This window comes from Streptomyces sp. NPDC002888, from assembly GCF_042888465.1.
GTDB lineage: Bacteria > Actinomycetota > Actinomycetes > Streptomycetales > Streptomycetaceae > Streptomyces.
Genome location: NZ_JBIAPU010000001.1, coordinates 126,184 through 137,249 on the forward strand (window position 1 = coordinate 126,184; position 11,066 = coordinate 137,249).

Here is an 11,066-nt window from a genome sequence, read left to right on the forward strand (position 1 = left end):
GGGCCGGTTGTACGGGCGGGTACCTGCGCCGGGATGCGCCGTCATCCCGGAGAACCAGAGAGCCGGAAAGCCGAAGAGCCAAGGAGCCGGAGAGCCGGAGAGCCGGAGAGCCGGAGAAGAGCTGACGAAAGGTCAGTTACCGAACGCCGCGTCGAAGGAGACCGAAGGCGGCTCGAAGTCGTACGCCTTGAGGTGGGTCAGGGCCTCGGGGGCGCCCTGGAGCCGGTCCATGCCGGCGTCCTCCCACTCCACGGAGATGGGGCCCTGGTAGTCGATGGAGCGCAGCATCCGGAAGACGTCCTCCCAGGGGACGTCGCCGTGGCCGGCCGACACGAAGTCCCAGCCGCGGCGCGGGTCGCCCCAGGGCAGATGGGAGCCGAGGCGGCCGTTTCGGCCGTCGAGACGTCTGCGGGCTTCCTTGCAGTCCACGTGGTAGACGCGGTCGCGGAAGTCCCACAGGAAACCGACCGGGTCGAGGTCCTGCCAGACGAAGTGGCTGGGGTCGAAGTTGAGGCCGAAGGCCGGTCGACGGTCGACTGCGTCCAGCGTGCGTACGGTCGTCCAGTAGTCGTACGCGATCTCACTCGGGTGGACCTCGTGCGCGAACCGCACGCCCTCCGAGTCGAAGACGTCGAGGATCGGGTTCCAGCGCTCGGCGAAGTCCTCGTATCCGCGCTCGATCATCGACTCGAGTGCGGGCGGGAACATGGCGACCAGGTGCCAGATGGCGGAGCCGGTGAAGCCGACCACGGTCTCGACGCCGAAGGCGGCCGCGGCGCGGGCGGTGTCGGCGATCTCGGCGGCGGCCCGCTGCCGGACGCCTTCCGGCTCACCGTCGCCCCAGATGCGGTCGGGCAGGATCGCCTGATGACGTTCGTCGATGATGGCGTCGCAGACCGCCTGGCCGACCAGGTGGTTGGAGATCGCCCAGCACTTCAGGCCGTACTTGTCGAGGAGTTGGTGGCGGGAGGTCAGATAGGACGGGTCGGCGAGGGCCTTGTCGACCTCGAAGTGATCGCCCCAGCAGGCGAGTTCGAGCCCGTCGTAGCCGAAGTCGCGGGCGAGACGGCAGACCTCCTCCAGGGGCAGGTCGGCCCACTGGCCGGTGAAGAGCGTGAACTGGCGCGCCATACGGGGGCCTCCTCAGACCGCTATCGGGGTGTAGACGGAGTTCTTCTCGGCGCTCTCCTCCACCGCCGCGAGGACGCGCTGGACCTGGAGTCCGTCGGCGAAGGAGGGTTCGGGGCGGCGGCCCTCGGCGATGGCGTGGACCAGGTCGCGGGCCTGGTGGACGAAGGTGTGCTCGTAGCCGAGACCGTGACCCGGGGGCCACCAGGCGTCGATGTAGGGGTGGTCGGGCTCGGTGACGAGGATGCGCCGGAAGCCGGCCTGTGCGGCGGGCTCCGAACCGTCGTGGAACCAGAGCTCGTTGAGGCGCTCCAGGTCGAACTCCAACGAGCCGTGCTCGCCGTTGAGTTCGATGCGCAGGGCGTTCTTGCGTCCGGTGGCGTACCGGGTGGCCTCGAAGGAGGCGAGGGCGCCGGAGGCGAAGCGGCCGGTGAACAGGGCGGCGTCGTCCACGGTGACCGTGCCGGTTCCGGCGGTGGACACGGCAGCCAGTCCGCCGGTCGCTCCCCCACCGGGCAGCGGCCGCTGCCGTACGAAGGTCTCGGTGAGCGCGGAGACACCGGCCAGCCGCTCCCCCGCCAGGTGCTGTGCGAGGTCGACGATGTGCGCGCCCAGGTCGCCGAGTGAGCCGGATCCCGCGAGTTCCTTGCGCAGCCGCCAGGTCAGCGGGAAGTCCCGGTCCACCAGCCAGTCCTGAAGGTACGTCACCCGCACGTGCCGCAGGGTGCCGAGCCTGCCCTCCGCGACCATCCGGCGGGCCAGCGCGGTGGCCGGCACCCGGCGGTAGTTGAAGCCGACCATCGCCAACTGGCCGCGCCCGTATGCCTCTTCGGCCGCATGCGTCATGCTCTCGGCCTCCTCGACGGTGTTCGCCAGGGGCTTCTCGCACAGGACGTGCTTGCCGGCCTCCAGGGCGGCGAGGGCGATCTCGGCGTGACTGTCGCCGGGGGTGCAGATGTCGACGACGTCGATGTCGTCCCGTGCGATCAGGGCGCGCCAGTCGGTCTCGGCCGCCGCCCAGCCGTGCCGGTCGGCCGCCGCGCGCACGGCCGCCGCGTCCCGGCCGCAGATCGCGGCGAGGACCGGGCGGCGGGGCAGGTCGAAGACATGGCCCGCGGTGCGCCAGCCCTGGGAGTGGGCGGCGCCCATGAAGGCGTAGCCGACCATGCCGACGCGCAGTGGTGGCTTGTCGGCCTCCGGTCCTGCTGACTGCTGCGGCTGTTCCATGCAGAGGTCCTCCTCGTCGTCATGGCGCGGTGGGGGGCGCGGGGCGGGGCGCCTCATGGGAAGGGGGTGGACATGTCCCCACGGGTGTGGCTCAGCGGAAACCCGTGGACATGTACTGGTCGACGTTGTCCTTGTCGACGACGGCCGAGTAGAGCGTGATCGACGCGGGGATCTCGTACTCGGCGAGGCCGCCCACGCCCTTGCCCTGGCCGAGGGCGCGGGCGAGGTCGATCGCGGAGGCGGCCATGGTCGGCGGGTAGAGGACGGTCGCCTTGAGGACGCCGTTGTCCTGCTTGATCGCCTGGAAGGCGGAGAGCGCGCCCGCGCCGCCGACCATCAGGAAGTCGTCGCGTCCGGCCTGCTCGACGGCGCGCAGGGCGCCCACGCCCTGGTCGTCGTCGTGGTTCCACAGCGCGTCGAACGTGGACTGGGCCTGCAGGAGTTGGGCCATCTTGGCCTGGCCGGACTCGACCGTGAAGTCGGCGGCCTGGCGGGCCACCTTCCTGATGTTGGGGTAGTTCTTCAGCGCGTCGTCGAAGCCCTGGGTGCGCTGCTTGGTGAGTTCCAGGTTGTCCAGGCCGGCCAGCTCGATGACCTTGGCGTTCGACTTGCCCTTCAGCTTCTCGCCGATGTAGCGGCCGGCGTTGAGCCCCATGCCGTAGTTGTCGCCGCCGATCCAACACCGGTAGGCCTGCGGGGTGTTGAAGATACGGTCGAGGTTGACGACGGGGATGCCGGCGCGCATCGCCTTCAGTCCGACCTGGGTGAGGGCCTTGCCGTCGGCGGGCAGGACGACCAGGACGTCGACCTTCTTGTTGATGAGGGTCTCGATCTGGCCGATCTGCGTGGCGGTGTCGTTGGAGCCCTCGGTGATCTCCAGGGTGACGTCCGTGTACTTCTTCGCCCGGTCCTTGGCGTTGTCGTTGATGGCGTTGAGCCAGCCGTGGTCGGCCTGCGGTCCGGCGAAGCCGATGGTGACCTGCTTGCCGGGCTTGTCGTCGGCGGCCGGCTGATCGTCGGCGGCCGGCTTCTCGTCGCTGGGTTCGTTACTCGTGCAACCTGCGAGGAGGGCACCCGCGGACACGGCGGCGGTGCCGAAGAGCAGTCCTCTGCGACTGGTGAGGTGCGACATGGCGGTGAACCCTTTCCTCAGGTCGTGCTCGCGGTACGGCGCTGGACCAGCACGGCGGCGACGATGATCGCGCCCTTGGCGATCTGCTGGACGTCGCTCTGCAGGTTGTTCAGGGCGAAGATGTTGGTGATCGTGGTGAAGATCAGGACGCCGAGCACGGAGCCGGTGATGGTGCCGCGGCCCCCGCTGAGCAGCGTGCCGCCGATGATCGCGGCCGCGATCGCGTCGAGTTCGTAGAGGTTGCCGTTGGTGTTCTGGCCCGAGCCGGCCAGGACGATCAGCAGGAAGGCGGCGATGCCGCAGCACAGCCCGGACAGCAGGTAGAGGTAGAGCCGCTGGCGGCGGACGTCGATGCCGGCGAGGCGGGCGGCCTCCGCGTTGCCGCCGACGGCGACCGTGCGGCGCCCGAAGGTGGTCCGGTTGAGCAGCAGCCAGCCGATGACCGTCACGACCGCGAAGACCAGGACGAGCGGCGGGATGCCGAGCACGTAGGAATCCCGCTCGCCCAGATCGAGGATCCCCTCGATGGTGACGACCTGCGTCCTGCCGTCGGTGATCTGCAACGCCAACCCGCGTGCCGAAGCCAGCATCGCGAGCGTGGCGATGAAGGGGACCATCGCGCCGTACGCGATGAGCAGCCCGTTCACCAGGCCGCAGCCGAGCCCGACGAGCAACGAGGTGAAGAGGATGCCCGCGAAGCCGAACTCCTGGGTGGCGACGGTGGTCGCCCACACCGAGGCGAGCGCGACGATCGCGCCGACGGAGAGGTCGATGCCGCCGGATGTGATGACGAAGGTCATGCCGACGGTGACAACGCCGATCACCGAGGCCTGGGTGAGGACGAGTTGGAGGTTGCGGGTGTCGAGGAACTCGTCCGGCTTGGTGATACCGCCGATGACGATCAGTACGGCGAGCACACCGAGGAGGGAGAGGGTGCGGACGTCGGCGAGGGCCACGAGGACGCGCCACGCGGGGAGTTGGTGGATCGGCGGCACCTTGTCGGTGCTGTCCCGGGGCGGGGAGACGGGCTGCGTCATGACACCGGGCTTCCTTCCATGACGAGGTCGAGTACGCGGTGTTCGTCGAGCTCCCGGGCGGGCGCCGTGTGGACGACGCGGCCTTCACGGAGCACCAGCACGCGGTCGGCGAGGCCGAGCACCTCCGGCACCTCGCTGGACACCAGCAGCACGGCGAGGCCTTCGTCCGCCAGTCGGCGGACGACTGCGTACAGGTCGGCGCGGGCGCCGACGTCGACACCCCGGGTGGGCTCGTCGAGCAGCAGGACACGGCAGCCGCGCAGCAGCCAGCGCGCCAGGACGGCCTTCTGCTGGTTGCCGCCGGAGAGGGTGCGCACGGGGACCGACGGGTTGTCGGGGCGCAGCGACAGCTCGCGGGTCGCCGCCCGCGCCGCGCCGAGTTCGGCGCGCCGGTCGATCCAACCCCCGTGCGAGAAGCGGGACATGGAGGAGACCGAGACGTTGCGGGTGACGGACTCCAGCATCAGCAGCGCCTGCGCCTTGCGTTCCTCGGGCGCGAGACCGAGGCCGGCGCGGACTGCCGCGCGCACGCTGCCGGGCCGCAACGGCCGTCCGTCGACGAGGACGTGGCCCTTGCTCGGCTTGCGGGCGCCGTAGACGGTCTCCAGGATCTCCGAGCGTCCGGAGCCGACCAGCCCCGCGAGTCCGACGATCTCTCCCGGGTGCAGGTCGAGGTCGAAGGGCGCGAACTCGCCGTCCCGCGCCAGCCCCCGCACCTGGAGAAGCGGCGGCCCGGCCGGCTCCGCCCCCGCCGCCGACCGCTGCGGGAAGACGTACTCCACGTTCCGCCCCGTCATCAGCGCTACGACCTCACGGGTCGGGGTCGTCTTCGCGGGCAGCCCGCCTGCCACCGCGCGGCCGTCCTTCAGCACGGTCACGCGGTCGCCGATGCGGCGGATCTCCTCCAGGCGGTGCGAGATGTAGACGACGGCGACGCCCTCGGCGGTGAGGTCGCCGACGATGCGGAAGAGGTTGTCGACCTCATCGGGGTCGAGGGCCGCCGACGGCTCGTCCATGACGATGAGGCGTACGTCGTGGGAGAGCGCCCGCGCCATGGAGACGATCTGCTGCTGTGCCGCCGACAGGGCGCCGACGAGCCGGGACGGATCGATCTCCGGATGCCCAAGCCGCTTCAGCAGAGCCGCTGTTGACGTGCGCGCCAGCTTTCCCCTCACGACGAAGCCGGCGGCCGTGGGTTCGTGGCCGAGGTGGACGTTCTCGGCGACGGACAGGTGCTCCACCAGGTCGAGTTCCTGGTAGATGGTGGCGATGCCGAGGCGCATGGCGGCGATGGGCGAGCGGAGGGTGACGGGCTCGCCTCGCCAGTGGATCGTGCCGGTGTCGGGCTGGTGGGCGCCGGCCAGGACCTTGATGAGGGTGGACTTGCCGGCACCGTTCTGGCCGAGCAGGCAGTGCACTTCACCGGCCTGGACGTCGAGGTCGACGCCGTCCAGGGCGCGGACGCCGGGGAACGACTTGGTGATGCCGGACATGGTGAGCAGCGGTGGTTCTGGTGCCATGTGGGTTCCCCTCGGCGGACGTGCGGGCCGGTTTGAGGGCGATTCACCTGCCGCGTAGGGCTCTTGAGGCAGAGCAGGCGTCTTTTTGGGCAGAGAAGGCGTTTTCAGGCAGGGCAGAGCGGTGCGCTGTGCTGGTGAGCCGAACCGGGGTCAGGGTCTAGGCGGGCGAGAAGAGGTGGTCGCTGATGAGCCGGGCAGCGCCGATGACGCCGGCGGTCGGGCCCAACTCCCCCAGAACGATGGGCAGGTTGTTTGTCGCGAGGGGCAGTGACTGGCGGTAGACCTGGGTGCGGATCGCGGCGAGCAGGGTGTGGCCGAGTCCGGTCACCCCGCCGCCGATCAGCACCAGGCCGGGGTTGAAGAACGAGACGAGTCCGGCGATGACCTGGCCGACACGGTTGCCGCCCTCGCGGATCAGGTCGAGGGAGGTGGCGTCGCCCGCGGCGGCCGCGGCGGCGACGTCGACGGCGGTCAGGCGGCCGCCGTTCGCCTCCAGCCGGGTCGCGAGTTCGACGCTGAGGCCCTGCTGGGCGGCCTCCAGCGCGTCGCGGGCCAGTGCCGCCCCGCTGAAGTGGGCCTCCAGGCACCCGCGGTTGCCGCAGGCGCAGGGCCGTCCGTCGGGCACGGCCTGGATGTGCCCGATGTCGCCCGCGCTGCCCGTCGTGCCGCGGTGGACCTCTCCGCCGACGACGATGCCGCAGCCGATGCCGGTGCCGATCTTGACGCAGAGGAAGTCGCCGACGGAGCGGGCGACGCCCGCGTGCTGCTCTCCCATCGCCATGAGGTTCACGTCGTTGTCGACCATGACCGGGCAGCCGAGTTCCTGGCTGAGCGCCTCCCGCACGGGGAAGCCGTCCCAGCCCGGCATGATCGGCGGCGCGACCGGTACGCCCTCGGGGAAGCGGACCGGGCCGGGGACGCCGATGCCGGCGCCGTCGAAGCCCTCCGCGAGCCCTGAGGCACGCAACTTGGCGGCCATGGAAAGGACTTGCTCGAAGACCGCGACCGGTCCCTCGCGCACGTCCATGGGTTGGTTGATGTGGCCCAGGATCTCCAGTTCGGCGTTGGTGACCGCGACGTCGACGGAGGTGGCGCCGATGTCGATGCCGAGGAAGCGGAGGCCCGGCGCGAGCCGGATGTTGTGGGAGCGGCGCCCGCCGCGCGAGGCGGCGAGTCCATCGGCCACGACCAGCCCGGTCTCCAGCAGCCGGTCCACCTCCACGGCCAGCTTGGACCGCGACAGGTCGACCTGATCGCCCAGTTGGGCACGGGAGTTGGGGCCGGAATCACGCAACAGCTTGAGCAGCCGGGCCTGGTGCGCGTTGGCGGGGCGTGCCGTCATACGTCTCACGAGCCCCTCCCCGCATCAATTCGGCCACCCGTGTCGGGCTTTCGAGGGGAACGTAGCAGCGACTGCCGGGGCTGGGAAGAAGCCGTGCACGGATTGCTGCGAACTTTCTCCACTGACAGGACAAAGCAAGCGGCACAGAAGGGCGGACTCAAGGCTGAGGGATCACGCGGGAGGGAAGTCCCCTGCCTCGCTCAGGACTTGGCTCGCGCGTGATACGACTTGCGCGTGTGCTCCGTGTGTTCGCGCATGAGGCGGGCAGCCTCCTGCGCGTTCCCGTCCGCGATCTCGGCGATGAGCTCCCGGTGCTCGGTCCAGGACTGGCCCCCGCGCTGCCGGGCGACCGGCGTGTAGTACCAGCGCACGCGACGGTCGACCTGGGCCGCGAGTTCCGCGAGGACGGCGTTGCCGGCCAGCTCCATGATCTTCGCGTGGAAGCGGGCGTTCAGCGCGACGGCGCGGTCCACGTCGTCCGAGGCGACGGCGGTGAAGCCCTCCCCGCAGATCTCGTCCAACGCCTCGATCCCGGCGCTGTCCGCGTTCAGTGCGGCGAGCCGGGCGGCCTCCGCCTCCAGGAGCGTACGGACCGTGAGGAGCTGGTCGGCCTCCTCCTCGGTCGGCTCGTGCACGAACGCACCCTGGGCGGGCCGCAGATCGACCCAGCCCTCGGTGTTCAGCCGCTGGAGCGCCTCGCGCACCGGCTGCCGGGAGACCCCGAGGTGCCCGGCGAGTTCGCTCTCGACGAGGTGCTGGCCGGGCTGGAGGGCGCGGGTCGTGATGAGTTCGAGCAGGGCCTCGTAGACACGGTCGCGCAGCGGGCCGGGCCGTTCGAGTCTGGGCACCGCGCCCTGCGGCAGTCCTGTCGACAACATCGGTCGGTCCCCCTCCTGAGCGGCGCCGGGCTCACCACGGCCGGACCATCAGTATCGATTGTCTTTCGTCTACAGTCTACGGCGCACAATGGCCAGAGCAGGGCGCAGTTGGCCTCGTCACACGCCCCCTCACGGGCAACACACTCGTGGACAGCGCCCCCACACCAGCGCATTCACGGACAGCGCACGACCTGCCCCGCGTACGACAGGTTGCCGCCGAACCCGAACAGCAGCACCGGGTCGCCCGAGGAGATCCCGCCCTGCTCCACGAGCTTGGAGAACGCCAGCGGGATGCTCGCGGCCGAGGTGTTCCCGGACTCGCACACGTCCCGCGCGACGAGGGCGTTGACCGCGCCGATCTTCCCCGCGAGGGGCTCGATGATGCGCAGGTTCGCCTGGTGCAGGACGACGGCGGCGAGGTCCTCGGGCGCGAAGCCGGCCCGCTCGCAGGCCTGCCGGGCCAGGGGCGGCAGCTGCTGGGTCGCCCAGCGGTAGACGCTCTGCCCCTCCTGCGCGAACCGCGCCGGCTGCCCCTCGATGCGGACGGCGTGCCCCATCTCGGGCACCGAGCCCCACAGCACGGGCCCGATGCCGGGCTCCTCACCCGGCGGGCAGGCCTCCACCACGGCGGCGCCCGCCCCGTCCCCGACGAGCACGCACGTCGTACGGTCGGTCCAGTCCGTCACCTCGGACATCTTGTCGGCGCCGATGACAAGTGCGCGGCTCGCCGCGCCCGCACGCACGGTGTGGTCGGCGGTGGCCAGCGCGTGGGTGAATCCGGCGCACACCACGTTGACGTCTATGGCGGCGGGGCCCGGGATGCCGAGTCGGGCGGCGACACGGGCGGCCATGTTCGGGGAGCGGTCGACGGCCGTGGAGGTCGCGACCAGCACCAGGTCGATGTCGCCCGGCGTGAGACCCGCCGTGGCGAGCGCCTTGGCGGCGGCGTGCGCGGCGAGCTCGTCGACGGGCTCGTCGGGGCCTGCGATGTGCCGTGTGCGGATGCCCACTCGGCTCATGATCCACTCGTCGCTGGTGTCGACCAGGCCCGCCAGGTCCTCGTTGGTGAGTACCTTGGCGGGCTGGTAGTGGCCGACGGCGGCGATGCGCGAGCCGTTCATTGGGTGGTCCCCCTCGTTGCCTTGGATAGCAGGACCCACCAGTCTGATCAGTGACTCACCAGTACGACGGCAGGTGAAGCCACAGGAAACGAGCGTCGGGGTTGTCGGCTTCCGTCAGACCGCCGGACGCCCGATCACCTTTCGAACGTCTACCCGGTGAACAGCTGCTTCGCCTTCAGGACGAGTTCGTACAGCCCGTAGACGAGCGGCGCGCCCACCCACAGCCAGGCGAAGGCGATCAGCGGCCGGCGGGGGTCAGGCTGACTCGGGCTGCTGTCGTGCGACATCGGCGGCCTCCCTCGGGGCGGGGATGTGATGGCGGGCGTCGACGGGCCGGACGAGTTCGTTGGCGACGAAGCCGACGACGAGCAGCCCGATCATGATGCCGAAGGACAGACCGTACAGCGACGCGCCGTGCTTGCCGGCCTCCTCCTGCCGGTCGGCGATCCAGTTCACGATGAGCGGGCCGAGCACGCCGGCCGTCGACCAGGCGGTCAGCAGCCGGCCGTGGATCGCGCCGACCTGATAGGTGCCGAAGAGGTCCTTGAGGTAGGCGGGGATCGTCGCGAAGCCGCCGCCGTAGAAGGAGAGGATCACCAGCGCGCACAGGATGAACAGGGGCTTGGAGGAGTCTCCGAACAGGGCGATCAGCCCGTACATCAGGGCGCCGACGCCGAGGTAGACGCGGTAGATGTTCTTGCGTCCGATCAGGTCGGAGGTGGAGGACCAGCCGATGCGGCCCGCCATGTTGGCCGCGGACAGCAGGGCGACGAAGCCGGCGGCGGCCGTCACGGAGACCGGGGTCGAGGTGTCGGCGAAGAAGTCCGTGATCATCGGCGCGGCCTTCTCCAGGATGCCGATGCCGGCGGTCACGTTCATGCACAGCACGACCCACAGGCACCAGAACTGCGGAGTACGCACGGCGTTACGAGCCGAGACCTGAGGCCCCGTCGGCACACTCGGCCCGCTGTCGACCGGCCGCTCGGTGCGTGGCACCCGCACCAGCAGCACGCCCAGCAGCATGAAGACCGCATACGACAGCCCGTGGACGAGGAACGCGAGCGCGATCCCGGAGTGGTCGGAACCGAAGGACTCCAGCATCTGCGCCGACCAGGGAGAGGCGATGAGCGCACCGCCGCCGAAGCCCATGATGGCGATGCCGGTGGCCATGCCGGGCCGGTCGGGGAACCACTTGATCAGTGTCGAGACCGGCGAGATGTAGCCGATGCCGAGGCCGATCCCGCCGACGAAGCCGTAGCCGAGGACGATCAGCCAGTACTGCTCCGTCGCCGCGCCGAGCGCGGAGATCAGGAAGCCGGACGAGAAGCACACGAGGGCGACCGTCATCGCCCAGCGCGGCCCGTTCCGCTCCACGAGCGTGCCCCCGAACGCGGCGGACAGCCCGAGCATCACGATGGCGAGCTGAAAGGGCAGCGCGCTCTGGGTGCCACTGAGACCGAGCGCGGACTCCAGCGGCGGCTTGAAGACGGACCAGGCGTAGGCCTGGCCGATGGAGAGGTGGACGGAGAGAGCGGCGGGCGGAACCAGCCAGCGGCTCCAGCCCTGGGGGGCGACAGGGGGACTCATGATCCCGAACGGTAGGAACCGGCAGGGCAGTTGAAAAGGCGGCGCGTCGACCGTATGCGATGAACGGTATCCGGGAGGCGCCGAACGGTCGGAC

General features: G+C 70.4%; 10 protein-coding genes. All 10 read right to left on the minus strand.

The features are described from left to right. Positions 1 to 132: 132 nt before the first annotated feature. The 10 genes from ACFYWX_RS00540 to ACFYWX_RS00585 all read right to left on the minus strand — a co-directional run bounded on the left by ACFYWX_RS00540 (position 133) and on the right by ACFYWX_RS00585 (position 10,972). Complete coding sequence (locus ACFYWX_RS00540; protein WP_389421809.1) at positions 133 to 1,131, minus strand: sugar phosphate isomerase/epimerase family protein; 999 nt, start codon at positions 1,129 to 1,131, stop codon at positions 133 to 135. A gap of 12 nt (positions 1,132 to 1,143) precedes the next feature. Beyond that, positions 1,144 to 2,355 (minus strand): Gfo/Idh/MocA family protein, encoded by a 1,212-nt coding sequence (locus ACFYWX_RS00545; RefSeq protein WP_389421810.1) that lies wholly within the window; start codon positions 2,353 to 2,355, stop codon positions 1,144 to 1,146. Positions 2,356 to 2,446: 91 nt separating this feature from the next. Then, the gene (locus ACFYWX_RS00550; RefSeq protein ID WP_389421811.1) at positions 2,447 to 3,487 is read right to left on the minus strand and encodes a substrate-binding domain-containing protein; all 1,041 of its coding nucleotides are present in this window, start codon (positions 3,485 to 3,487) and stop codon (positions 2,447 to 2,449) included. 17 nt (positions 3,488 to 3,504) lie between these two features. Next, on the minus strand, positions 3,505 to 4,524 hold the full coding sequence (locus tag ACFYWX_RS00555) for an ABC transporter permease (protein WP_389421812.1): 1,020 nt from the start codon (positions 4,522 to 4,524) through the stop codon (positions 3,505 to 3,507). Further along, the gene (locus ACFYWX_RS00560; protein ID WP_389421813.1) at positions 4,521 to 6,044 is read right to left on the minus strand and encodes a sugar ABC transporter ATP-binding protein; all 1,524 of its coding nucleotides are present in this window, start codon (positions 6,042 to 6,044) and stop codon (positions 4,521 to 4,523) included. Before ACFYWX_RS00560 ends, ACFYWX_RS00555 begins: the two co-directional genes overlap by 4 nt. 157 nt (positions 6,045 to 6,201) lie before the next feature. Beyond that, positions 6,202 to 7,386 carry an ROK family protein gene (locus ACFYWX_RS00565; RefSeq protein ID WP_389422155.1) on the minus strand — a complete coding sequence of 395 codons (1,185 nt, stop codon included), beginning with the start codon at positions 7,384 to 7,386 and terminating at the stop codon, positions 6,202 to 6,204. A gap of 200 nt (positions 7,387 to 7,586) precedes the next feature. Then, positions 7,587 to 8,264: a GntR family transcriptional regulator gene (locus ACFYWX_RS00570; protein WP_389421814.1), complete on the minus strand. Its 678-nt coding sequence runs from the start codon at positions 8,262 to 8,264 to the stop codon at positions 7,587 to 7,589. A 173-nt stretch (positions 8,265 to 8,437) separates the two neighbouring features. Further along, positions 8,438 to 9,385, minus strand: coding sequence for a beta-ketoacyl-ACP synthase III (locus ACFYWX_RS00575; protein ID WP_389421815.1), 948 nt, complete (start codon positions 9,383 to 9,385; stop codon positions 8,438 to 8,440). A 149-nt stretch (positions 9,386 to 9,534) separates the two neighbouring features. Further along, entirely contained in the window at positions 9,535 to 9,672 is a 138-nt protein-coding gene (locus tag ACFYWX_RS00580; RefSeq protein WP_389421816.1) for a hypothetical protein, read from the minus strand. After that, positions 9,641 to 10,972: an OFA family MFS transporter gene (locus tag ACFYWX_RS00585; RefSeq protein ID WP_389421817.1), complete on the minus strand. Its 1,332-nt coding sequence runs from the start codon at positions 10,970 to 10,972 to the stop codon at positions 9,641 to 9,643. The genes ACFYWX_RS00580 and ACFYWX_RS00585 overlap by 32 nt, the downstream gene beginning before the upstream one ends. Between the last annotated feature and the right edge of the window lie 94 nt (positions 10,973 to 11,066).

Bases quoted from the DNA above. Each gene is read 5' to 3' on its own strand.
- ACFYWX_RS00540 (WP_389421809.1), bottom strand. From the start codon at position 1,131: ATGGCGCGCCAGTTCACGCTCTTCACCGGCCAGTGGGCCGACCTGCCC.
- ACFYWX_RS00545 (WP_389421810.1), bottom strand. From the start codon at position 2,355: ATGGAACAGCCGCAGCAGTCAGCAGGACCGGAGGCCGACAAGCCACCA.
- ACFYWX_RS00550 (WP_389421811.1), bottom strand. From the start codon at position 3,487: ATGTCGCACCTCACCAGTCGCAGAGGACTGCTCTTCGGCACCGCCGCC.
- ACFYWX_RS00555 (WP_389421812.1), bottom strand. From the start codon at position 4,524: ATGACGCAGCCCGTCTCCCCGCCCCGGGACAGCACCGACAAGGTGCCG.
- ACFYWX_RS00560 (WP_389421813.1), bottom strand. From the start codon at position 6,044: ATGGCACCAGAACCACCGCTGCTCACCATGTCCGGCATCACCAAGTCG.
- ACFYWX_RS00565 (WP_389422155.1), bottom strand. From the start codon at position 7,386: ATGACGGCACGCCCCGCCAACGCGCACCAGGCCCGGCTGCTCAAGCTG.
- ACFYWX_RS00570 (WP_389421814.1), bottom strand. From the start codon at position 8,264: ATGTTGTCGACAGGACTGCCGCAGGGCGCGGTGCCCAGACTCGAACGG.
- ACFYWX_RS00575 (WP_389421815.1), bottom strand. From the start codon at position 9,385: ATGAACGGCTCGCGCATCGCCGCCGTCGGCCACTACCAGCCCGCCAAG.
- ACFYWX_RS00580 (WP_389421816.1), bottom strand. From the start codon at position 9,672: ATGTCGCACGACAGCAGCCCGAGTCAGCCTGACCCCCGCCGGCCGCTG.
- ACFYWX_RS00585 (WP_389421817.1), bottom strand. From the start codon at position 10,972: ATGAGTCCCCCTGTCGCCCCCCAGGGCTGGAGCCGCTGGCTGGTTCCG.